Here is a 22151-nt window from a genome sequence, read left to right as displayed (position 1 = left end):
GAGCCGAAGTTTCCGCGCTGGTTCATGCTAAGGAATATCCAGGGAGTTGGACATGACCGCCATCAATGGCACCACCCGCTCGGCCGACGGGACCGAGACCGCGTTCACCGCGGTCGGCTCCGGGCCGGGGATCGTGATCGTCAACGGTGCCATGGACTATCGGAACACCCAGCCCACCGAGGGCGAGATCGCCCGGCGGCTGGCGGACCACCACACCGTGATCACCTATGACCGGCGCGGGCGGGGGGAGAGCGGCCCCACCGATCCGACGCTGGCGGCGGAGGCGGCGATCCGGGCGGAGGTCGGCGACATCGCCGCTCTGATCGACCAGGTCGGTGGCACGGCCGCCGTGCTCGGGTTCTCCTCGGGCGGGGTGCTGGCCCTGCACGGCGTGCTGGCGGGTCTGCCGATCACCGCGCTCGCGCTGTGGGAGCCGCCCTTCGTCGTCACCGACGCCCGCCCGCCGCTCGCGCCCGGCTACCGGGAGCGGGTCCAGCGGGCGCTGGCCGGCGGACGTCCCGATGACGCGGTCACCCTGTTCTTCGTCGAAGCCTGCGCGTTCCCCGCGGAGTCCGTCGAGGGGATGCGTGCCGAGCCCTTCTGGGCGGATCTGGAGCGGATCGCGTCTTCGCTTCCCAACGACGCCGCCGCCATGGGCGACACCATGAGCGGTGACCCCGCGACCCTCGGGCGGTTCGCGGGGATCGGGCTGCCGACGCTGGTGGCGTACGGCGACGGCGCCTTCCCGGGGTTCGCGGAGGCGGCCCACGCCCTGGCCGGCGTCCTGCCGGACGCCACGGCTCGCGAACTCCCCGGTGAGAACCACGGCGTGTCCCCGGAGCACTTGGCCGTTGCGCTCATCGAGTGGCTGAAGCAGCCCTGACAAGGCTCGATCGCCCGTCATACGACCCACCCACCGCCAGTGCCGCCCGCGCTTCCGCACGGCACCCCATATGGAGGCATCACCTTGGGAAAGATCCTGGTCCACGAGTTCATTACCGCCGACGGCGTGATCGACGATCCGAGCTGGTCGGCCGGCTATACCTTCACCGACGCGATGAACGAGGCCGTCGCCGGCATCACTCGGCGTTGCCGCGCCATCGTGTTCGGCCGAGTCACCTATGAGGCATTCGAGGAGCCGTGGTCCACACGCTCCAGCGCTGGCGATCCGCACGCGTCCTTCTTCAACGACACGCCCAAGCACATCGTCACCTCCACCCTGAGCGAGCTGACCTGGCGAAACTCCACCATCCTGGGCCCGTACGACCCCGACGTCATCCGAAAGCTCAAGGACGAGGCCGAGGGCGACATCTTCATCAGCGCCAGCGGCACCCTGGTGCGGGCCCTGCTCGCCGAGGGCCTGGTGGACGAGCTCAACCTCTTCGTCTACCCGCTGACCCTCGGCCAGGGGAGCCGTCTGTTCCCGCCCGACGCCCCACCCCTGACCATGCGCCTGAAGGCCCACCAGGAGTTCGGGAACGGCGTCCTCCATCTGATCTACCAGCCGCTCACCTGACCGGCACTCACGGGCAGGCAGCCTGCCTGCCCGGGGCCGGCTCTGTTAGCGCCGCCGTCGCGACCGGCCAGCGCGTCCGCAAGGTCGACCATGCGATGAGCGGGCCTCATGGGGGTCAGGGCGCCGGCCGGCCGGCGCACGCAGTCGCGTACGGACATACCGACCAGCCCAGCGCCACTCCGATCCCGTCCGCGAACCGACGTCCCGTCGCGCGCAGAACCGCGCGGAATCAAAATGTGTCATTGTGTGTCCTTGCGGATTGTTTGGAGCTCGCGCCAGACGTCATCGGCCTTGGCATCTCGAATTTTGGAGAAAATGGCCAGCGACTCCTGCCAGGAAGCCTCGGCATCCGCCAACCTCCCCTGAGAGCGGTAAGCATGACCCAAGTTGAACATAGCCATGGCCTGTCCTCGCGGGCTCTCGATCGCCCGGCATAGGGAGATCGCCTCCAGATGGTGCTTGATCGCGTACTCGTGGTCCCCTAGAGCAGAGTAGGCACGCCCCAGGTTGGAGATGTTCGTCGCTTGAACGAAGAGGGCACCGCTTCGACGATTGATAACGAGCGCTTGATCCCAGCATTGAATGGCCGAAGCGATGTCACCAAGGCCGAAATGCGCTTCGCCGAGCGTGTCGAGGGTGTGGGCGTGACCCCGCTCGTATCCTGAGTCGACGGCCACGGCTATTGCCTGCTCACATCGCTTTCGCGCCGTCTCATAGTCCTGGACGTCGATGGCATTCATGGCGATGTTCCCGAGAACCTTGGCCTCGCCGCGGCGGTCTTTGCATCCTCGGACCGCCGTCAGTGCCTGGTAGAAATACTGGGCGGCATCGTCCAGGCGAAGGAGCTCGGAGGACGCGTTACCCATCGCGCTGAGCAGATGCCCTTCCAACCGGAGGTCGCCGATCTGCTGCACCGCTTTCACAGCTGTCTTGTGGCCGCTGAGCAGCTCGTGATGGTAGCTGTAATGGAAAAGGTACACCTCCTGCAAGAAGGCGATCTGACAGGCGGCAAGAGACTCGCCATTTTCGTACGCCCAGGCGGGCAATGCTATCAGCGTCTGGTGTTCCAGTTCGCACCAGTGCCGGGCCGCGGACGGATCGGAAAAGGCGAAGGGCTCCATTGTTTCGCTCAGCTCACTCAGGTCGCCCAGAGGCTCCCGCATGCGGCCGGGCGTGAAAATGACGTCGGCGGCGTACAAGCCGTGGATGAACCACGTCAGAAGCCGTGAGACTGCGTCGGCGCGAACCGAAGTGGCATCGTGGCGGCGGCTCTCCTCGGCTGCGTACGCGCGCACCAGATCATGCAGGTTGTAGCGGTCATGGCTCTGCTCCTGCACAAGGTGTGTGGAGACCAACCGATCCAGATGCCTGCGCGCCTGCCTGAGAGAGAACCCGGAGAGAGCGCCCGCCGCCGCCAAGCTGAAGTCACGCCCTGGGTAAAGCGCGCCTAACGCGCGCAACATCCACGCGGCGTCCCTGTCGAGGTGCTGATAGGACCATGAAAGAACCGTACGCATGTCCGACGGGGCGTCGTCGCCGCTGTGGAAGACTTCGAGCCGCTCATGGGTGATCTCGTCGACGACGTCGGACAGGCGGATATCGGGCCGCCGCGCGAGGCGTTCACCGATGATCCGCAGCGCGAGAGGTGAGTTGTCACACAGATCCGTGAGCTCGCGAACGGTCGGGTCATCGAACGGGACCGTGGGCCGGCCCGAGACCCGGCTCAACAACTCGACAGCGTCCCGCAGTTCAAGCGGGGGAAGGCTGATACGGGCGGTGGCGTCGCGCGCTGCCAGACTGCGTAGCTGGTCGCGACTGGTGACGACGACAGTACAGCCGGGGGCGGGCAGCAGCGGGCGGACCTGCTCACTGTCCAGCGCGTTGTCCAGCAGGAGCAGCAGACGCTTGTTCGCTGTACGGGTCCGGAACAACGCGGACGCGTCGACCGGGTCGTCAGGGATTTCGTGAGGGGCTACACCCATGCTGCGGAGTAGCATGGCCAAGGCGCTCACCGGCTCGACGGGAGCGAGCGTGCCAAAGCCTCTGAGGTTGACGTACAGCTGCCCGTCCGGAAATTCGTCCGCGACCGACGAGCACCACTGAAGCGCCAGCGTCGTCTTGCCGATTCCGGCGCCACCGACGATCACCAGGACCTGGAGATTCGGCTCCGCGGCCGATTCTGGTTCCTTGAACAGCCCGCCCAAGACGGCGAGCTCCGTACGCCGACCGACGAAGTGTGCAGCGTTGGGCGGCAGTTGCCGCGGTGTGGTGCTCAGACACAGTCGCAGGTCGCCGTCGGCGGCCCCTCCGCCGCTTCCGGCCGCGGAATTTCCCAGCTTGGGGAGGTTCAGCGCTCGAACCGAAGCGGTGCGAGCCGCGGCGATCAGCTCTTCCTTTTCGGCGTCCTTCAGTTCCAGCGACCTGGCCAGCGCGTACAGTGAGGCGGTGCGCGGGCGATGAACCTCGTCGAGTTCCAGCCGGCGGACAGTACGAGCGTTGAGCCCGGTACGGCGAGCCAGTTGCTCCTGAGTCAGCAGTGCCCGTTCCCGCCACGTTCGCAGCAGCCCTCCCAGGGTTCGTTCTTTGTCAACCGGACCGGTATCGGCTGCGTCTCGTTCTCTTGCGAACATCAAGCATCTCCAATGAACACATCCACCCACATGCGTGTGAGAAAGCCATCGGGTTATTCCGGTCTGCGTCATGCGCTGTAATCCACCTGTCCGAACCGGACCGCGGTCAACCCATCGTCCGTCGAATTTCTCCCGAAATCCGAATGGCTGCTGGTGAAGAAGAAGTGCGCACCGGAACCATATAGCGAAACGCTCGCCGGAGAGCCGCATGTCGGTCGACCCGGTCGGGCCGATGGTCGGTAGCCGGGAAATCCGGGCCGACCCCGTCTTGTCTCAGCCGGCTTTCGGAGGGGCGGGAGACGTGGCCGTGTACGGCCGGTCCGCGATCCTCTAACGGCCGCGGGAAGTCGCCGACTGTCGGCCGCCATCCGCAATGTGCGAAACTCCGTTGCCGAGGTCGTCTGCGGAACGCCTGCCCCTCGCACCGCGGTACGCGATCACGGTGGCCGGCACACCGGCGGTGATGGCCAGCACGACGCCGAGGGCCCTGAGCCAGGTGCCAAGGAAGATCCCCAGCGCGGACGGGTCGGCCAGGGTGTCCAGTTGACCGATGCCGATGGCCGCGGTCTCGGCGAGCCCTACCAGTGCGCCGAGCGCCGGCGTCCAGCGCCACCTGGTGAAGGCGATCAGCAGGGCTGCTCCGACCAGGAGAACCAGACCCGGTGGGACGATCGGCATCGAGACCCCCGAAACCCCTTGGATGACCATTCCGGCCGCACCGGCGATCAACCCGCCTACGGTGACAAGGCGGACTCCCGAAAGCCTGACATTCATGGCCTCGTCCTTTCGTGAAAGCTGGAGTGCTCACTATGGGCCGGAAGCTTCGACCAGGGCATCCCCGTGGCTGCGGCTTTCGCGTATACGCAAGGTTGCGTACGGCGTGCGGCGTTCACCCGGCGTTATGGTCGGGAACGTGAGGGATGTCTGGGAACGGGCACAGGGCTGGTCGGTCGAAGCGTGGCCGTGCCTGCCGTTTCTGGCGGCCGGCTTGATAGGCACAGGGCCGGCGGCCACGTTTCAGCCGGAGGCGGCTCGCCCGCTGGACCCGCTCGCCTACGCCCTGGTGGTGGCCGCGGCACTTGCGCTGGCCTTACGGCGTCGGCCGGGTGCGGCATTGGCGGTCAACGGTGCCGCGGTGGCGGCGTATCTGGCGGCGGGATACCCGTTCGGCCCGATCCTGTTGACGCTCCCCGTCGCGGTCTTCAGCGTGGCAGCCGCCTGGCCGATCGGCCAGGCGGCCTCTGCCGTGTCGGCGGACCTCGGCGTGCAGGTGGTGGCGCTGTTCGCCAAGACCGCTCCAATGGCCGGCGAGTCTTCGTCTTTGGCCACTGACGTGTTCATCTGGGCTGCGGTCGCTCTGGTCACGCTGGCAGCCGGGATCAGCGTACGCGTGCGGCGGGAGGCCGCTGATGGGCTGCGTAACGAGCACGCGCGGCGGGTGGCCTCCGAGGAACGGTTGCGGATGGCGCAGGATTTACATGACACCATCGGTCACGGATTGGCGGCCATCGCGATGCAGGCCGGCGTGGCGTTGCACGTGTTCGATCGCGATCCGGCCGAGGCACGCCACGCCATGCGGGCCGTACGTGCTACTAGTCGTGAGGCTCTGGACAACTTGCGAGTGGAGTTGGAACGGCTGCGCGGCGACGGGTCCGCGCCGCACGCGCCGGCACCTGGTCTGGATGACCTGGCTGCGTTGGCAGACCGTGTGCGGGCGGCCGGGATCGAGGTGACCGTGGAGGTGCAACCGAATCTTGGCCTGGCCGGGCCGGTGGACGCGGCGGCGTTCCGCATCGTGCGGGAGGCGCTGACGAATGTGCTGCGCCACGCCGGTGTGGCGAACACCCGTGTCTTGGTGTGCCGCAACGGGTCCGAACTCCTGGTCGAGGTCACCGACACCGGTGCGGGCACGCTGTCGGTGCAAGAGGAGGGCCTTGGAATCCGAGGCATGCGGGCGCAGGTCGAGACGCTCGGCGGAAAACTCGAAGTAGGTCCTCGTCCCGGCGGGGGATTCGCCGTTCGGGCCCGGATGCCGGTGGAGGCGACGACATGATCCGCGTCGTGGTCGTGGACGATCAAGCTTTGATCCGCGTCGGGGTGCGGACGCTGTTGCGCTCCGAGCCGGACACGGAATTGGTCGGCGAGGCTGCCGACGGTCGTGCCGGGCTGGCGGTGGTTCGCGACACTGCGCCGGACGTGGTCCTGATGGACATCAGGATGCCGGAGATGGACGGCCTCGCAACGCTGCGGGAGATCACCGGCGATCACGCGCTGGCGTCGGTCCGAGTGGTCATGCTGACCACGTTTGGGTTGGATGAATATGTTTTCGCGGCTCTGCGGGATGGTGCCAGCGGATTCATCCTCAAAGATGCCGACCCTGAGGAGTTACTACGCGCGGTGCGCGTGGTGGCACGGGGGGAGTCGCTGCTGTCACCAGGGGTCACGCGCAGCGTGATTTCCCAGTTCACCCGCCGTGCTCCGGCCCTGATCGCGCACCCGGATGTCAAGGATCTCACGGCGCGCGAACGCGAGGTGGTGGCCTGGGTGGCCGCCGGCCTGTCGAACGACGAGATCGCGACCGAGCTGGTGGTCAGCACCGAAACCGTTCGAACCCACGTCAGCCGGGCGATGCTCAAGCTGAAGGCCCGCGACCGGGCGCAACTGGTGGTGTTCGCCATACAGTCGGACCTGGGCCCGCCGATGTAGGTAAACAGGCGGGCCCTGGCGCGGGATCGGAACAGGTCGCCGCGGGTCAGGAGCCGCCGTGGAGCCGCTTCCGGAAGTCGCAGTGATGCGCTGCGGACGGGTCGACCGGCTTGGATCGAGGCTGTTGAGCAGATGGGGCACGTCCGCGTTGTGCGATACGCCGAGGGACATGCCCGCGCTCAGCACCGCCGCCCACCGTCCGATGAACGGATCTCCACTGCGGACGGTCCTGGATGCGGCTTTCCTAGCCGTCCATCCTCACGGAGAAAACCGGAAGGCCGCACCGAATGACCGCCCCCGTTCCTGGCCAGATACCGGGCCCATCCGGATGTCAGCTGCTGGATGCCACCTATGAGTACGAGCGTGACCGCCTCGGCTTCATCACCCGTTGCCGGCGTGAGTTCGGTGACGTGTTCCGGTTCAGCCGGGAGACCGTGGTGGTTTCGCATCCGGAGGTCATCCATGACCTCTTCACCCGTACCAATACCGACTTCCGCACCGAGGGCTCCTTGTTCTCCGGTGACCGGTATCCATGGGAGGCGCAGGCTGGGTCCAACATGCTCGCCCGCAGGAAGGGGTGGCGGGGGGCCAACAAGTCGGCCGCCGCGGCCCACGGCGCGCGTTTCCTCGAACAGCTCGACAGGCTGGTCCGCCGCTCCAGCGATCAGGCTGTCGAGATCTTTCCGCTGATGCGGGAGTTCTCCGGTCTCGCCGTCGCCGACTACTGTCTGGGCGGCCATGGCGACGGGGTCACGGAGGTCGCCGACGCCGTCGACGCCAGCGCGACCATGTCCGTAAGGCTCATGGACAGCTCACTGAGCCTGCCGAGCTGGCTGCCGCTGCCCAGCGTCCGGCGGATCAAGAGAACCAGCCGGCGCGCGATGGCACTCCTCGAACGGCACGTGGCCGATCGGCGGACGGTGCCGGCCGGAGCGGAGGCGAGGGATCTCCTCGACGTGCTGTTGACCGGCCGGGAAGCAGACCTCGACAGGACCTCCGTCGTACGGCTGATCGACGTCGTCCTGCGTGCCTCGCACGGCGTGCCCGGTGCCACTCTCGCCTGGGCGATACGGCAGTTCGCGCTGCAGCCCGCGCACCTGGACAGGGTTCGCGCCGAGGGCGCGACGGTCCGGGCGGCCCGGCACGGCGACCCGGTCACGGTCACAGATCTTCCCTACACGGCGGCGTTCCTCAGCGAGCTGCTCCGCGCGTTCCCGCCTACCTGGCTGATGGGGCGCTGGGTGCAGCGGGACACCGAGCTAGCCGGTTTCCGGCTCCGGCGCGGTGAGCAGGTGATGTTCAGCGCCTTCCACGTGCACCGGGATCCGCGGTGGTGGGACGATCCGCACGAGTTCCGGCCGGAACGCTGGCTTGACCGGGATCGCCCCTACGTTGGGCGGGCGTACTTCCCGTTCGGCGCCGGTCCGCGCATCTGCTTCGGGAACCAGCTCGGCCTGGTGCAGTTGACCCTCGCGATCGCCTGGCTGGCAGACACGTACGACATCGAGGCGGTGAACGTCACCGAGAAGTTGCCGAATCCGAAGGCACTCCTGGTGCCCGACGGGTTGAGAGCGCGCTTCACACCGAGAGGCTGAGGCCGGACCGCAATGAAGCGATCCGCGCCCTCAGCTCCCGCTGACCCGAGGCTAACCTGCGGTCTCCCGTAGGAAGGTGGGATTCATGCCGCGTCGGCCCCAAGCGATCAGGTGATGGACGGCGAATCGACTGCGCCCGTGTCGGGCACGGGCTGGGCGTCTCCGATGAAGCGGCTCAACTCCTTACCGCTCAGCAGTCGCACCGGAGAGGGTGTACGTGTCGCACGCGTGGCCGGGGGCCGCGTCGGCAGGCGGTCGTTCGTACCCACGAGTATGAGGTTGCCGATCTGGTCGCCGCGAAGCACTTCCGGTTCGCAGAACAGGCCCACGTCGCCGAAGACCGCGCAGAACGTCGCAGCCACGCCTCGGGTGAAGGCGAAAGGTGCAGAATCCATGACGTTCAGCGCGTACTGTCCGCTCCGGTCCAGTACCCGTGCGGCTTCCGTGGCGAACTCGACACTCGTCAGCCGTGCGGGTACCCCGGTCCGGTTCACCACGTCCGTGACGACAAGGTCGTGAGATCGCGCGGGTAGCGTCCACATCACGTCGCGGGCGTCCGCGATGTGGACGTGCAGCGCGACCGCGGCCGGCAGCGGCAACACCCGCTGGACCAGCGCCATCAGCGCCGCGTCCCGGTCGACGACCAGTTGGGCCGAGCCCGGCCGGGTGGCGGCGACGTACCTGGGGAGGGTGAGAGCACCGCCGCCCAGGTGCAGTGCCCTGATCGGAGCGCCGGGTTCCGCGACGATGTCGGCGATCGACGCGAGCCACCGCATATACCTGAATTTCAGGTGACGAGGGTCGGCGAGATCCACAAAAGACTGCGGAAAATGGTCCAGCAGCAGCATCCAGGCTCCGGGGCGGCCCTGGTCCGGAACAAGATCGACCATGCCGAAATCGGTCTGCGCCGCTACCGCCCTGCCGTGAAGGGACATTTCACACCGCCAGTGTTCTGAGGGCGACTCCGAGGATGCGGTCGGCGGGGTAGAGGCCGACCTGGCGGGAGTCGCGGCCCTCGCCGTTGTCACCGAGGACGATCAGCGAACCTGCCGGGACGGTCCGGACGGCTCCCGTCGCGGCCCGAGCCTGCGCAGGGATCGGGTCGCCGGGGAGGGCCGCGACCCGTTTGACGTTCCATCGCGGTTGCGGTGGCATGGGGACGAGCTGCGTGACCTCGTCGGGGATGTACGGCTGGGGCGGCTCCAGGACCACGATGTCCCCGATCTTCAGCCCGGCGATGCCGCACCGGCGCACCAGGAGCCGGTTTCCCGGCTGGATCGTCGGTGTCATGCTGATCCCGGTCACCGTGACGACCACGATGCGCCGTCGTAGCAGGGCGGCCACGGTCACGCCCGTGGCGAGCACGACGATCGCCCAGACCATCATGAGAGCGTCCGCGCGTCCGGCTCGGTGCTGTATCCCGAGGCCTGCATCCGGAAGAGCCTGGCATAGGTGCCGTCCCGGGCCATCAACCGGTCGTGGGTGCCCTGCTCGGTCACCTGGCCGCCGTCGAGTACGGCGATATGGTCGGCCATGCGCACGCCGTTCAGCCGGTGGGAGATGATCACGCTGGTCCTTCCGCGGCGATGCTCGACCAGCCGCTGGTGGATCGTGTGCTCGGCTTCGGCGTCCAGGCCCGAGCTGGGCTCGTCGAGGATGAGCAGGTCTCTGCGTCCCCGCATCAGGCCACGGGCCAGGGCGATCCGCTGCCACTGGCCGCCGGACAACGTCAGGCCGGTGTTGTCGTCGTCGTGCTCGGCGCTCATGAAGAACATCCGGCTCAACAGCGTGTCGTATCCACGCGTCAGGCCGGCGATCGTGTCATGTACCTCGGCGGAGACGGCGGCGGCGCGAATCCGGTCGCGGTCGTCGCGCGCAGGAAGGTCGCCGATGCCGATGTTGTCCGCGGCGGTGAAGTCGTAGTTCATGTGGTCCTGGAACACGGTGCCGATGCGCTCTCGCAGGCTGGCGACGGAAAAGAGCCGGATGTCGATGCCGTCCCACAGGATCTGACCGCGCGTGGGATCGTACAGGCGGCACAGGAGCTTGACCAGCGTGCTCTTGCCGGCGCCGTTCGTTCCGACCAAGGCGAGCAGCGCGCCGGCGGAGATCCGCAGGTCGAGCCCGCGTAACACCCACGGTTTGTCCTCGTCGTAACGGAACCAGACGTCCTTCAGCTCGATCGCGTTCCGCAACGGTGGCGCCGGCACCGGGTCGGCCGACGTCATCAGGTCAGGCTCGGTGCTCAGGATGTCGAGGTAGTGGCCGAACTGGAGCAGCGCCTGATGTCCTCTCGCCGCCTGGGCGACCAGCCCGGACAACCCTGCCTGCACCCCGGCGACCGCGGCGGTGAAGATGACGACGTCACCGGGGGTGAGCCGGCCCGCGCGCGCCAGCAGAACGCCCCAGACCAGGCCGCCGCCCGCGACCGTGGCGGTGAGCGTGGCCAGCCAGAACTGGGTGTGGAACGTACGCCGGTCGAGTGCCCGCTCGGCGTCGTTGACCTGACGCAGTTCCTTCAGCATGCGCGACCGGACGAAGTCGCCCAGGCCGAACAGGCGGATCTCCTTGGCCGCGGTACGGTCGATCATGAGCTGGGCGTAGAACATCTGCCTGCGCACGTTCGGGCTGGTGGTCCACAACAGCTTGCCCCGCCTCCTGCTCAGGCTCAGCTCGGCGACCACGACCGGGACGGCCGACAACAGGACCACCCCCGCCATGACGGGGCTCACCGCCAGCAGCGAGACGACGAAGCCCGTCATGGTGACGAGGCTGCGCACTCCTGCCAGCAAAGCGTCGAGGACGAGCTGCGGCGCCTGATCCCCGGACTGCTGGGCCAGCCGGATCCGGTCGTAGAAGGCCGGATCGTCGAACCTGGCCAGCCCAGAGAAACGCGACAAAGCTCCGTACAGCCGGTCCTGGTTGTGGAGGCGGACGGCCCGCCCCATCTCGGCCTGCGTGTACGCGAACAAGTGCGGCAGCGCCGCGGCGAGCAGTCCCAGGCCGGCCAGCAGCGCGCCCTGCCCCACCAGCCAGCCGATGGAGCGCTGCCGCAGCAGCAGCTCGTCCAGCACTTGCTTGGTCACCCACGCGACACCCACCGGCGCGGCGCCCATGACGAACATCATGACCATCTGGGCCACCAGCAACACCGCCCTGACACGCCACGCCACGGCCAGGGCGGCGAAGCATCTCTCCGGCCAGCGGGTGTCGCCGCCGGCCGCGTAGTCACCCCTTCCCATCAGCGCATGACGGCCTGGGCAGGCATCAGCCTGTCGACACCGGAGACGCTCTCCGAGACCGTGCCGTTCGTGGTGCGAGCACCACGAAGCTGGGCCAGACCCGTACACCGAAGGCGCTCTCCACCGGACCGCGCAGCGGCTCGACCACCACCCGGGACACCTCGCGTACGGCGTCGATGATGTCCGCGCCTTCTTCGGCCGACCCGGCGAGCACCACCAGGCTGCGTTCGCGTCCGCCGGGCAGGGCGCCGGCGAACTTGACGAAGGCGGGAAGCTCGTCCCGGCAGGACGGGCACCCCGAGGAGAAGAACCCGGTCAGCAGCGGGCCGTCCAGGCCGTGCGTCGAGACCTCGTCCCCGTCGATCGTCGTCGCGGTGAAATCGGTGACGCGGGTTCCTGTTTCGGGCACCAGTCCGCGCTCCGCGAGAGGGTCATGGCTCTTCTGCTTGTCATCGCGCAGGCGGCGGAGCACGGCGAGCATCAGTAACAGGTTGAGCCCGCACAGCGCACCGATGATGGCGACCGCGGCGGTCAGTACGGCATTCATCGACACACTCCTGATCGGTCAGGTTTTCGAGGGTCGGCGGGCAGGGCGTCAACGAGGGAGCACCAAGGACACGAGGTCGTCGTAGGCGATGAGCATCGCCGCCAGAAAGAGGGCCACGAATCCGGAGAGCAGCAGGGCAACCGCGTCCCATCCCGCGGCCCCCGGATTCGTGGCCAGCACGGTTCCCGCCGTTCCGCAGGCCGCGATCGACAGGAGGATGGCGTTGCGTACGAGGTGTCGTAGGCCCAGTGGCCGCGCCGAACCGCCAAAGCAGCGGCAATCGGCCGGCGTGCCGCGCCGCAGGGCCACGGCGATCGCCGACGTGAAGGCGATCAGCAGCGCCGCCCCGATGGCCAGACCCGCCAGAGCGGTGACCTCGACCGGCAGCAGGGCCGCCGCGGCGAGCTCGCCCCCGACCACTCCCGCCGTGACCGCCGGCCTCCAGCGCGGCCGCACGCCGAAGGCCGCCAGCGACGACCGGAATTCAGTCAGATTTCGCCGCCGAAACAGCTTGCCCGCCGCCGCGACAAGGAACACCACCGCCAGCAGCAACCGACAGCCGAAACCAATATAGGCGATCAATCCGTTGACGTTGATTCACTCCCTCAGGCTGTTTCTTCGACTGAATTCCGCACGGCCCCGAGACGCAGCGCATTCATGGCCGGCTCGGCGGCGGGCCGCGGGACCGAACGGAATGGTCAGGCTCGGGCGCCTGCGGTCAGCAGCAGGCTCCCCTCTCGGTGTGGCAGTTGGTGTAGACCGTCAATATCTGTGTGTGGATCGGACCACAGCCGAAGGCGGACACGCAGCCTCTCCAGTACTCGCACCCTCCTGCGCCGGCGGTCTCCTTGGGGGCGAGATGCGCGAGCAGCCGATCGCCTATTCGGGTCAGAACTGATGTCATGACTTGCGTCCTCTCTTTTGGATTCGTTTCTGATGCTCCAGTGAGTGGGCATCGGGCAACAGCCCAGCTTGCGCCGTTATTTGGTAATTATCGAGGTGATGGTCGCAAAAACCAGGCCATCAGACGGGCGTTCAGCGGTCATTGTGCTGTCCGCCGGCAGGGGAGTCCTCAGTTCCGAGATGGGTGTAACTCTTCCTCAGTTACGGCAGCTGTAGATCGAGATCTTGAAGGATGGGTCACGTGATCGCTGCTGCCGTCACCTCGTTCCACCTGCGGTGGTAGGCAGCTGCCCGATGTTGGTGACGGCGGTGCCACAGTGACCAGTGCAGGGCGTGGCCGGCGTCGATATCCTGCCGGGGCGAGGCAGAGCGAGCCGGCGCAGCAGTTTCACCAGCTCAGGGCAGCTGATCGAGACGAGATCCAGCGGCTGGCTGTGCGGCTGGCTCCTTTCCAGGCTGGTCGTGATGGCCAGTAAGGCGTAAGCGATCATGCTGATCAGGGTGCTGTGGCCGCCGGGGCTCCCGTCGGGAGTGTCGTCGGCGAGCACTTTGATCATCGCCCGGTCGTAGTGGCGGTCACCCTTGGTCCCATGGCCGGTCCGCAACCGCTGCCACGACCGGGCAGGAACGCGTTTGCCCAGCTCAGTCACTGTCGAGATGCCCGCTGCCGTCCACACCCGATGGTCGGTCCTGACGGCGAGCACGTAGCGGTAGTCCAGACGCGGATCGCGGTATGCATCTCCCGCCCGCCGTACACCTCATCGGCGGCTACCCAGGCCTGGCCCGCGCCGTGTCCGCGCAGACCGGCGAGCATATCGGCGGCCAGCTGCGGCTTGGTGGCGAACATCGTCTCGGCCGGCACCCCGACCAACTCACGGCGCTCCTCATCGGCGACCCACGCCGACGGCAGGAACAGCCGCCGGTCGATCAGCGCGTGCCCGGCCGCGGTGGCGTACGACAGATGCACCGGCACCTGGCACAATCCCACTCCGCCGAGAGCTCCCGAGTACTGGCGGGCCGCACCCACGGCATCGGAGGAGGACTTCTCACCCCCGTCTCATCGATGACCAGGACCACGTCCTGCTCCCCAAGAGCTTCGACGGCCCACGACACGGTGCGTTCACGAACTGCTTGGTCATCCCAGCACGCCTGGAAGCCCGACTCGCACTCGATGCCGTCGACGCAGCCGTACGCGCCGCTGGACTCGATCTCGTGTAACCCTCCCACGGACGTCGAAGGCGGTGGCCCGCGCCACCGCCTTCGACTCGCGAGGACCAGGTCCGCGCCACATACGGGAACTATGCCTGCAGGAGCAGAGAGCCGACCGAACGAGGCGCGGCGGCTCGGGCATGCGAGGCAAGTCCAGCGGCAGCCGTTCCGCTGATCGTCAGGCGCAGATTCAGACCTCCAGACCGCTGAATTTCGCGGTACGCGGGCGTCCGCGCCACCGGTGTGCGGCTCCGATCGGAGCACCCCGGCGGTGTGGTTATGACGCCGTTATGACGCGCGTATCAGACACTGACCGGACCGAAAATCACGGGGAAGGGGACACCAGCATGACGCTGTACAAGCGGATGATCACGGTCGCCGGCAGCCTAGCGGCTGCGACCACGCTGCTGAGCAGTGCAACGCCCGCCCAAGCCGGGACCTCCCAAGCCGACGTGGTGGGTTGCACGGGTGCTTACCCCAGCAGCCTGAGCGTGTGGATCGATTACCGCTACAACTACTGTGGCGGTCGCCCGATCAGGGTCAAAGCGGTGGTCGACTGGGGCCCCGACAGCAGTTGTCGGACGCTGGAATGGGGGGCGGGGTTCCGCCACCAGTGGTGGACCGGTTCCTTCAGCCACGTGGCGGCGTGCTAGATAGCCTGGCTACAAAGTCAGGCAACGTCACCATGTTCTTGGCTCGCATGGAAGGTCCCGACCTCGGAAGGCGCGGACCTTCCATGTCGTCCTGAGGTCAGCTTCTCGGCCGTAAACTAAACGACCGAGCTTGCAGCTCCTCGCCGTGCATGGGGTGCACGGTGTGGTCCGCGTCAGGCAGCGTGACTCACTGCCCAGCCCGTCTCACCGCGTGAGGCGATGTTGCGGGCTGCGTTGACGTCGGGCAGGCCGGCGGCCTTGAGGCGGCGCACGATGCCCCAGATGCGGGCGGCTCTGAGGTCGTGGACGGAGCCGGGCGGGTAGCCGGCACGCTGGCGGCGCGTAACGCCTGCTCCAGGCGGGGTGAGCGGCGCGCGAGCAGGGTGATGGCCTCGCGGATGTAGCGCCAGGCGGTTGCGCTGCCGACGCCGAAGCCGGCGGCAGCGCGGCACCATAGAACAGCAATTCGGAGCCTCTGGTCTAACGGTTGATCTTGGCCGACAACCCTTCTACCAGGGGCTCTTCTACTTGTCGATCAAGCTCTGCCGCGCAGCATGCCCGCGACCTGCGGCTTCAGGTTGGAAACACCCACTCATGCCGAGGAGCGCATCACGTTCACTAGGGGGAAGATCGGCCAAGAAGTTGGCCAGCCTCTCTGTCCGCCGTCGCCGAGTACGCCGACGCGGCCACGGCGCCCGCCGCGTCGCGGCTCATCTTCTTCGCCGTCGCGTGCCCGCTGAACGAGGACGGCTCGACGGCGGCGGTCGGGGACTGGGTCAGGCCGCAACTCGTCGAGATCGAGGCCGTCGCCGCGGTGCTCGACTCCTGGCCTGCCCTGTGGGTCGTCACAATGAACGGCCCCTCAGCGTTGGTGCGCGGGCCTAAGACACGCGTTGAGCGCTCTGGCAGCCTCGATCTCAGCGGTTGAACGACATTCACCGGCGTCGGCGGTGAGCCGTTCAGCCAGAGGGAGTTGATCGTGGGCTTCGGCGAGCAGTGTGCGGGCGGTGGCGGTTGGCCTCGCCCTGTGGTCCCCCGGGCCGGGGCTCGGCTCAGTTACGGCCTGCACCGTGTCCTCGCCGCCAACCTCCTGTACCGGAGGCTCGCGGCCTGGCTCGAACGCAGGCGGCCGGCCTACCGGTGGTTCACCCGGGTGGAGCGGGTGGCGAAGGAGCAGCTGTACGGATGCCGCATGTGCGGCCAGTGCGCGCTGCCCGACACCGGCTACACCTGCCCGATGACCTGCCCGAAGCAGCTGCGCAACGGCCCCTGCGGGGGCGTGGCGGCCGACGGCCGCTGTGAGGTGCATCCCGATCTGGTCTGTGTCTGGGTGACCGCGATCGAGCGGGCGCGGGGCGCGGGGCACGGCGCCGACCTCGATCTGCTGCAGCGCCCGGTCGATCATCGCGAATGGGACCGCAGCTCGTGGGTGAATTACTGGCAGGGGCGTGACGACGGGTTGGGGGTGGCGTACAGCGAGGACGAACCCCGCCCGCTGCTGCGACGCGAGCTGGGGTTGAGCCCGCGATGAGCGGGCTGCGTGCCGCGTTCGAAGCCGGCAGGTTCGCCGTCACCGCCGAGATCGGCCCGCCCAGAGGGGCCGACGCGGAGGCGGTCACGCGTAAGGCGGATCTGCTGCGGGGCTGGGTCGACGCCGCGAACGTCACCGACAACCAGGGGGCGAACGTCCGGATGTCGAGCCTGGCCGGCAGCCTGCTCGCCCAGCGCGCCGGCGTCGAGCCGGTGATGCAGCTGACCTGCCGCGACCGTAATCGCATGGCCCTGCAGTCGGACCTGCTCGCGGCGGGCGCCCTCGGTATCCCGAACGTGCTGCTGCTGACCGGCGACCATCCCCGGTTCGGCGACCATCCCGAGGCCAAGCCGGTCTTCGATCTCGACGGGGTGCAACTCGTCTGGACCGCGCGCACCCTTCGGGACGACGGCGTGCTCATCTCCGGCGAGGCCGTCTCCGCCCGCCCGGCCTGGTTGATCGGCACGGTGGAGAACCCGTTCGCGCCGCCGCTGCGGTTCCGGGCCCGCCGGCTGGCCAAGAAGGTGAGCGCGGGCGCGGAGTTCGTCCAGACGCAGTACGTGTTCGACTTCGAGGTGTTCGAGCGCTGGATGGCGGGCCTGCGGGATCTCGGCGTGACCGACCACTGCAAGGTCATCGCCGGCGTCGGCCCCATCCGCTCGCTGCGTGCCCTGGAGTACATGCGCACCGCCGTGCCCGGCGTGCACGTTCCCGACGAGGTCGCCCGGAGGTTGCGCGGGGTTCCCGCCGACCGGGTCGCCGAGGAGGGGATCCGGATGTGCGTGGAGGCCGTCCAACGGCTCGCCACGATCCCCGGCGTCGCGGGCGTCCACCTCATGGCGCTCGGCTTCGAGCACGGCGTGCCCGACATCCTGCGGCGGGCCGGCATCCCCCGGCCGCCGGCCGCGCTTCCCGATCACAACCGCCACCACCCCATGGAGGGCATCGGTCATGCTCGTTGACTTCCGGCCCCACGCCAAACTCACCGGTACGAGTCCCCTGGACCTCATGACCTCGCTCGCGCCCGTTGTCGAGGCGTTGCGGGAGGTCACGGACCTCGGCAAGGTCCGGCTCGTGTGCGACTGGGTCCAGTACAGGTCGAACTTCCGCGAGGTGGTCGACGTCAGGCCGATCCTGCTGTGCCCACAACTGAGCGCGGGACCCGGCCCCGCCATCGTGCCCCTGGGCGTCCGGGACGACGCCATCGAGATCGCGGTCGACGTACGACGCAGTGCCGGCATGTCCCTTGAGGAGGTCACCGCCGCCCTGCGGCGGGAGCGGGAGAGCGGCCGGGTCCTGCTGGAGGACTGGGGGCCGGCCAGCGGCAGTTGCGTCTGGGAGTTCAACGCCCGCTACTGGAAGGACCTGGACCTCTGGGAGAAGTCCACTGGCCGGGGATACGAGCAGGCGCTGCCGGGCGGGGAGAGCGACGCGCACAACCGCGACGCCGCGCGGGACGTGATCCGTGACCTCTTCGAGGTCTGGGACGCGCTGGCCGACGGCGACGCCCTGCCCGGGGAGCTCTACGTCGTCGAGCTCGGGGTGGGCAACGGCAGTCAGGCGAAGGTCTTCCTGGACGAGTTCCGCGCTCTCGACGCCGAGCACGGGCGCGACTACTACCGGCGCCTGCACTACATGATGTGCGACTACTCCCAGCATGTGCTCGACCTGGCCCGCGAGGCGGTGGGCGAGCACCGGGCGCGGATCAGCTCGTTCGTGCTGGACGCCACGGCGCCGTGCACCTCGCTCGGCTTCCTGAAGTACAAGGTCTTCCTCGTCTACGTCTCCAACGTCTATGACAACCTGCCGACCGACGAGGTCGCCCAGCTGGGCGGGCGGACCTACGGCGTGCAGGTCCGCGCCTACCTCGACGACGCCGGCGTGGCCGGGCTCGCCGAGTCGGCAGGGGCCGCGGTGGACGAGCTGCCGGTCCTGGTGCACAAGCTGCTGCGGCTCGGGCCGGGGCTGCTGGCCGAGGTCGATCCGGCCCGGTTCGCCGACGTGGACGCCGCCGTCGCCTTCTGGCGGGCGGTGTGGGACCTGGTCAGGCTGGAGGAGAGGTATGTCCCGTTGGCCGGGCTCGACCTCTACGCCCTCGCGCCGGAGATGAGCGGTGAGCTGCTGCGGCCGCTGCTCGAATCAGGCGCCGACATCCGCATGCACGTCAACAACGGGGCGGTGGCGAGCTTCGCCGACAGCCTGAGACTGCTGCATCCGTTCGGCAGGCTCGTCTGCCATGACCTGTTCGTCACCGACGTGCAGGCGTACCGGACCAACTTCCGGGGCCCCGGCAAGTACGAGGGGTCGGTCGTCAACTGGGTGAACGGGCCGCTGCTGGCGCACGTGGGCCGGCGCAACGGCTTCGACGTGCGCTACGTGCCCTTCGCGCACCGGGTGGGCGGCAACATCGTCACGATGACGGCGCAGGTGAGGGACTGATGTCCGACCTGATGAGCGGGCTGCCGCTGCTCCCCACCAGCGTCGTCGGCTCCTACCCCGTCCCGGAGTGGATGGAACGGTTGAAAACCGACTACTACCGCGGCCGGATGAGCTACGCGCAGCTCCGGGACCTGCACGACATGGCGATCAAGGCGGCGCTCCGGGACCAGGAGCTGGCCGGCATCGACATCGTGTCCGACGGCGAGCTGCGCCGCGACAACGACATCGACTACTTCCTCGCCAGGATGCCGGGCATCGACATCCCGCAGACGGCGAAGGACTTCTACTTCGACTACTACGACGCCAGGGTCACCGAGCGGCTGCCGGTCACGGACACGGCGCCGCTGATGCTGGCCGACGACTTCTCCTTCACCGCCGAGCAGACCTCGGACCCGGTCAAGTTCTCCTTCACCGGGCCGTTCTCGCTGTCGCGGCGGGTGCGGAACGAGGCGTACGACGACCCCGCCGAGCTCGTGCCGGCGATCGCGCGCGTGCTCAACGCCGAGGCGCGCGCCCTGGCCGCGCGCGGTGCGCGGCTGCTGCAGATCGACGAGCCCTTCCTGGCCGGCTACCCCGGCGAGGTGGAGACGGCGATCAAGGCCGTCAACATCGTCACCGAGGGCGTCGACGTCACCTGGGCGCTGCACGTCTGTTACGGCAACCGCTACGCGCGCCCCTCGTGGGAGGGGCACTACGACTTCCTGTTCCCCGCCGTGCTCGACGCCGAGGTGGACCAGCTCGTCCTGGAGTTCGCGCGCAAGGGCTACGCGGATCTGCCGGTGATCGACAAGTTCGGCTGGGACCGCACGATCGGGCTCGGCGTCATCGACGTCAAGTCCTCCGACGTGGAAACCCCGGAGGCGGTCGCGTCCAGGATCCGCACCGCGCTCGGCCTCGTCCCGGCCGAACGGCTGGTCATCAACCCCGACTGCGGGCTGCGTAACATCTCCGCGCCCGTCGCCAGGGCCAAGCTCGCGGCCATGGTCGCCGGAGCCGCTGCCGTGCGGTCCGAGCTGACCGGCGCCCACCCCCTGAACCCGCTCAACCCATCGCACGAGGAGCCCGCGCAATGATCGACGACGACTACGTGTTCACCTCCGAGTCCGTGACCGAGGGCCACCCGGACAAGATCGCCGACGCGATCTCCGACGCCGTGCTGGACGCGGCCCTGACCCTCGATCCCTGCTCCCGGGTCGCCTGCGAGACCCTGATCACCACCGGCATGGTCGTCCTGGCAGGGGAGATCACCACGCCGAAGCTGCTCGACTACACGCAGATCGTCCGGGACACCGTCAACAGGATCGGCTACGACGACGGCGCCTACGGCTTCGACGGTCACTCGTGTGCCGTCCTCGTGGCGCTCGACAAGCAGTCACCCGACATCGCGCAGGGCGTCGACCTTGCGCACGAGCATCGCAGCGACCGCTCGGGCGACGAGTTCGACCGCGCCGGGGCCGGTGACCAGGGCATGATGTTCGGCTACGCCACCGACGAGACGCCCGAGCTCATGCCGATGCCGATCGCGCTGGCGCACCGCCTGTCCCGCAGGCTCGCCGCCGTGCGCAAGGACGGGACGCTCGGCTACCTGCGCCCGGACGGCAAGACCCAGGTGTCGGTCCGCTACCAGGGTGACGTCCCGGTCGGCGTGGAGCAGGTGCTGATCTCGACCCAGCACGCCGAGGACGCCACGCTGGAGCGGATCCGCGAGGACCTCTGGCGGCACGTCGTCATCCCGGAGCTGCCGGCCGAGCTGTACGACGCCGACGCGCTCCACCGCAGCCTGCTGGTCAACCCCACCGGCAGGTTCGTGATCGGCGGCCCGGTGGGTGACGCCGGCCTCACCGGACGCAAGATCATCGTGGACACCTATGGGGGATTCGCCCGGCACGGCGGCGGCGCCTTCTCCGGCAAGGACCCCTCCAAGGTCGACAGGTCCGCCGCCTACGCGGCGCGTCACGTCGCCAAGAACGTGGTCGCCGCCGGCCTCGCCCGCCGGGTGGAGGTGCAGGTCGCGTACGCCATCGGGGTGGCCAGGCCGGTCTCGGTGCTCGTCGAGACGTTCGGCACCGAGCGGGTGAGCCGGTCGCTGATCCGGACCCTGGTGGCCGAGCACTTCGACCTGCGCCCCGCCGCGTTCCGCACGTATCTCGGACTGCACAGCCCCATCTACGGCCAGACCGCCGCCTACGGACACTTCGGGCGTACGGACCTCGACCTGCCGTGGGAGCGGACCGATCGGGCCGACGTGCTCCGCCGGGCGGCCGCGCTGTCCGCCGACGCCGTCCCCGCCACGCTGTGACCGGAACGGCCCCCGACGTCGGCCGGCTGGTCGTCTCCTGCACCGACCGGCCGGGCATCGTCGCCTGCGTCTCGTCGTTCCTGTATCGGCGTGGGGCCAACATCGTGCAGTCCGACCAGGACTCCACCGGGCCCGCGGGCGGCCGGTTCTTCCTGCGCGTCGTGTTCCACCTGCCCGGACTGGACAAGGAGCTGCCCCGGCTGGAGCGCGAGTTCCGGGAGGAGGTCGCGGTCCGGCTCGGCGCGGACTTCCGTTTCCGCGCCGTCTCCGCGCCGACCCGGGTGGCGCTCTTCGTGTCACGGTACGACCACTGCCTGCTGGATCTGCTGTGGCGGGCCCGCCGGGGTGAGTTGCCCATCGAGGTGTGCCAGGTGGTCTCCAACCATCCGGACCTCGCCGGCGAGGTGGCCGCTTTCGGGGTGCCGTTCGAGCACGTCCCGGTGACCAGGGCGACCAAACCGGAGGCCGAGCGGCGCCAGCTCGACCTCCTGCGGGGCCGGGTCGATCTGCTCGTCCTGGCCCGCTACATGCAGGTCCTCTCGGGCGACTTCCTGGACCGGATCGGCGTCCCGGTGATCAACATTCACCATTCCTTCCTGCCCGCGTTCGCCGGCGCCGGGCCGTACGAACAGGCGAAGGAGCGCGGCGTGAAGCTCATCGGGGCGAGCGCGCACTACGCCACCGAGGAGCTCGACGAGGGACCGATCATCGAGCAGGACGTCGTCCGGGTGTCGCACCGCGCGAGCGTGCGCGAGCTGACGCGGCGCGGCGCGGACATCGAGCGGACCGTGCTGGCGCGAGCCGTGGCCTGGCACTGCGAGGACCGCGTCCTGGTGAACGGCCGCACCACGATCGTCTTCTGACCACATCCACTGAGGAGT

Annotated in this window: 20 protein-coding genes and 1 pseudogene; 12 read left to right on the top strand and 9 right to left on the bottom strand. The window is 68.5% G+C overall.

Features of this window, described 5'->3' with window-relative positions:
• The first annotated feature begins 52 nt into the window (after positions 1-52).
• Together ABGA98_RS00800 and ABGA98_RS00795 are read left to right on the top strand one after the other, a co-directional pair.
• Entirely contained in the window at positions 53-883 is an 831-nt protein-coding gene (locus ABGA98_RS00800; protein WP_347616207.1) for an alpha/beta hydrolase, read from the top strand.
• 84 nt (positions 884-967) lie between these two features.
• Positions 968-1516, top strand: a complete 549-nt coding sequence (locus ABGA98_RS00795; RefSeq protein WP_347616206.1) for a dihydrofolate reductase family protein — start codon at positions 968-970, stop codon at positions 1514-1516.
• A gap of 239 nt (positions 1517-1755) precedes the next feature.
• Here ABGA98_RS00795 and ABGA98_RS00790 read toward each other — a convergent pair whose 3' ends face one another.
• On the bottom strand, positions 1756-4146 hold the full coding sequence (locus tag ABGA98_RS00790) for a tetratricopeptide repeat protein (protein WP_347616205.1): 2391 nt from the start codon (positions 4144-4146) through the stop codon (positions 1756-1758).
• A 330-nt stretch (positions 4147-4476) separates the two neighbouring features.
• The gene (locus ABGA98_RS00785) at positions 4477-4875 is read right to left on the bottom strand and encodes a hypothetical protein (protein ID WP_347616204.1); all 399 of its coding nucleotides are present in this window, start codon (positions 4873-4875) and stop codon (positions 4477-4479) included.
• A gap of 184 nt (positions 4876-5059) precedes the next feature.
• Here ABGA98_RS00785 and ABGA98_RS00780 point away from each other — a divergent pair, with 184 nt between their 5' ends.
• From ABGA98_RS00780 to ABGA98_RS00770, 3 genes are all read left to right on the top strand, one after another.
• The gene (locus ABGA98_RS00780; protein WP_347616203.1) at positions 5060-6199 is read left to right on the top strand and encodes a sensor histidine kinase; all 1140 of its coding nucleotides are present in this window, start codon (positions 5060-5062) and stop codon (positions 6197-6199) included.
• Positions 6196-6852, top strand: coding sequence for a response regulator transcription factor (locus tag ABGA98_RS00775; RefSeq protein ID WP_347616202.1), 657 nt, complete (start codon positions 6196-6198; stop codon positions 6850-6852). The genes ABGA98_RS00780 and ABGA98_RS00775 overlap by 4 nt, the downstream gene beginning before the upstream one ends.
• Before the next feature lie 287 nt (positions 6853-7139).
• Positions 7140-8447 carry a cytochrome P450 gene (locus ABGA98_RS00770; RefSeq protein WP_347616201.1) on the top strand — a complete coding sequence of 436 codons (1308 nt, stop codon included), beginning with the start codon at positions 7140-7142 and terminating at the stop codon, positions 8445-8447.
• 107 nt (positions 8448-8554) lie between these two features.
• On the opposite strand, the gene ABGA98_RS00765 is transcribed toward ABGA98_RS00770, so the two are convergent.
• From ABGA98_RS00765 to ABGA98_RS00735, 7 genes and pseudogenes are all read right to left on the bottom strand, one after another.
• Positions 8555-9337, bottom strand: coding sequence for a fused MFS/spermidine synthase (locus ABGA98_RS00765; protein ID WP_347617683.1), 783 nt, complete (start codon positions 9335-9337; stop codon positions 8555-8557).
• Positions 9338-9383: 46 nt separating this feature from the next.
• Positions 9384-9833 carry a S26 family signal peptidase gene (locus ABGA98_RS00760; protein ID WP_347616200.1) on the bottom strand — a complete coding sequence of 150 codons (450 nt, stop codon included), beginning with the start codon at positions 9831-9833 and terminating at the stop codon, positions 9384-9386.
• Complete coding sequence (locus ABGA98_RS00755; RefSeq protein WP_347616199.1) at positions 9830-11689, bottom strand: ABC transporter ATP-binding protein; 1860 nt, start codon at positions 11687-11689, stop codon at positions 9830-9832. The genes ABGA98_RS00760 and ABGA98_RS00755 overlap by 4 nt, the downstream gene beginning before the upstream one ends.
• Before the next feature lie 25 nt (positions 11690-11714).
• Entirely contained in the window at positions 11715-12236 is a 522-nt protein-coding gene (locus ABGA98_RS00750) for a hypothetical protein (protein ID WP_347616198.1), read from the bottom strand.
• A 48-nt stretch (positions 12237-12284) separates the two neighbouring features.
• The gene (locus ABGA98_RS00745; RefSeq protein ID WP_347616197.1) at positions 12285-12818 is read right to left on the bottom strand and encodes a MauE/DoxX family redox-associated membrane protein; all 534 of its coding nucleotides are present in this window, start codon (positions 12816-12818) and stop codon (positions 12285-12287) included.
• Positions 12819-13396: 578 nt separating this feature from the next.
• The gene (locus tag ABGA98_RS00740) at positions 13397-13696 is read right to left on the bottom strand and encodes a hypothetical protein (RefSeq protein ID WP_347616196.1); all 300 of its coding nucleotides are present in this window, start codon (positions 13694-13696) and stop codon (positions 13397-13399) included.
• An 89-nt stretch (positions 13697-13785) separates the two neighbouring features.
• Positions 13786-14172: pseudogene (locus ABGA98_RS00735) on the bottom strand (transposase); the annotation flags it as partial.
• A gap of 523 nt (positions 14173-14695) precedes the next feature.
• Here ABGA98_RS00735 and ABGA98_RS00730 point away from each other — a divergent pair.
• From ABGA98_RS00730 to purU, 7 genes are all read left to right on the top strand, one after another.
• A complete protein-coding gene (locus ABGA98_RS00730) occupies positions 14696-15001 on the top strand; it encodes a hypothetical protein (protein ID WP_347616195.1) in 306 nt (101 codons plus the stop codon).
• A gap of 1027 nt (positions 15002-16028) precedes the next feature.
• Entirely contained in the window at positions 16029-16532 is a 504-nt protein-coding gene (locus ABGA98_RS00725) for a methylenetetrahydrofolate reductase C-terminal domain-containing protein (RefSeq protein ID WP_347616194.1), read from the top strand.
• On the top strand, positions 16529-17494 hold the full coding sequence (locus ABGA98_RS00720; RefSeq protein WP_347616193.1) for a methylenetetrahydrofolate reductase: 966 nt from the start codon (positions 16529-16531) through the stop codon (positions 17492-17494). The genes ABGA98_RS00725 and ABGA98_RS00720 overlap by 4 nt, the downstream gene beginning before the upstream one ends.
• Positions 17484-18971 (top strand): hypothetical protein, encoded by a 1488-nt coding sequence (locus ABGA98_RS00715; RefSeq protein WP_347616192.1) that lies wholly within the window; start codon positions 17484-17486, stop codon positions 18969-18971. The genes ABGA98_RS00720 and ABGA98_RS00715 overlap by 11 nt, the downstream gene beginning before the upstream one ends.
• Complete coding sequence (locus ABGA98_RS00710; protein ID WP_347616191.1) at positions 18971-20044, top strand: hypothetical protein; 1074 nt, start codon at positions 18971-18973, stop codon at positions 20042-20044. Before ABGA98_RS00715 ends, ABGA98_RS00710 begins: the two co-directional genes overlap by 1 nt.
• Positions 20041-21270 carry a methionine adenosyltransferase gene (gene metK / locus ABGA98_RS00705; RefSeq protein WP_347616190.1) on the top strand — a complete coding sequence of 410 codons (1230 nt, stop codon included), beginning with the start codon at positions 20041-20043 and terminating at the stop codon, positions 21268-21270. Before ABGA98_RS00710 ends, metK begins: the two co-directional genes overlap by 4 nt.
• Positions 21267-22133: a formyltetrahydrofolate deformylase gene (gene purU / locus ABGA98_RS00700; protein ID WP_347616189.1), complete on the top strand. Its 867-nt coding sequence runs from the start codon at positions 21267-21269 to the stop codon at positions 22131-22133. Before metK ends, purU begins: the two co-directional genes overlap by 4 nt.
• Positions 22134-22151: the final 18 nt, after the last annotated feature.

It is taken from the genome of Nonomuraea sp. B1E8, from assembly GCF_039871515.1.
Taxonomy (GTDB): Bacteria; Actinomycetota; Actinomycetes; order Streptosporangiales; family Streptosporangiaceae; genus Nonomuraea.
The sequence above is the reverse complement of the archived record's forward strand: the minus strand, read 5'-3'. Positions and strand labels throughout refer to the sequence as shown.

Bases quoted from the DNA above. Each gene is read 5' to 3' on its own strand.
- ABGA98_RS00800 (WP_347616207.1), top strand. From the start codon at position 53: ATGACCGCCATCAATGGCACCACCCGCTCGGCCGACGGGACCGAGACC.
- ABGA98_RS00790 (WP_347616205.1), bottom strand. From the start codon at position 4,146: ATGTTCGCAAGAGAACGAGACGCAGCCGATACCGGTCCGGTTGACAAA.
- ABGA98_RS00775 (WP_347616202.1), top strand. From the start codon at position 6,196: ATGATCCGCGTCGTGGTCGTGGACGATCAAGCTTTGATCCGCGTCGGG.
- ABGA98_RS00770 (WP_347616201.1), top strand. From the start codon at position 7,140: ATGACCGCCCCCGTTCCTGGCCAGATACCGGGCCCATCCGGATGTCAG.
- ABGA98_RS00765 (WP_347617683.1), bottom strand. From the start codon at position 9,337: ATGGTCGATCTTGTTCCGGACCAGGGCCGCCCCGGAGCCTGGATGCTG.
- ABGA98_RS00760 (WP_347616200.1), bottom strand. From the start codon at position 9,833: ATGATGGTCTGGGCGATCGTCGTGCTCGCCACGGGCGTGACCGTGGCC.
- ABGA98_RS00755 (WP_347616199.1), bottom strand. From the start codon at position 11,689: ATGGGAAGGGGTGACTACGCGGCCGGCGGCGACACCCGCTGGCCGGAG.
- ABGA98_RS00750 (WP_347616198.1), bottom strand. From the start codon at position 12,236: ATGAATGCCGTACTGACCGCCGCGGTCGCCATCATCGGTGCGCTGTGC.
- ABGA98_RS00740 (WP_347616196.1), bottom strand. From the start codon at position 13,696: ATGATCAAAGTGCTCGCCGACGACACTCCCGACGGGAGCCCCGGCGGC.
- ABGA98_RS00730 (WP_347616195.1), top strand. From the start codon at position 14,696: ATGACGCTGTACAAGCGGATGATCACGGTCGCCGGCAGCCTAGCGGCT.
- ABGA98_RS00720 (WP_347616193.1), top strand. From the start codon at position 16,529: ATGAGCGGGCTGCGTGCCGCGTTCGAAGCCGGCAGGTTCGCCGTCACC.
- ABGA98_RS00715 (WP_347616192.1), top strand. From the start codon at position 17,484: ATGCTCGTTGACTTCCGGCCCCACGCCAAACTCACCGGTACGAGTCCC.
- ABGA98_RS00710 (WP_347616191.1), top strand. From the start codon at position 18,971: ATGTCCGACCTGATGAGCGGGCTGCCGCTGCTCCCCACCAGCGTCGTC.
- metK (WP_347616190.1), top strand. From the start codon at position 20,041: ATGATCGACGACGACTACGTGTTCACCTCCGAGTCCGTGACCGAGGGC.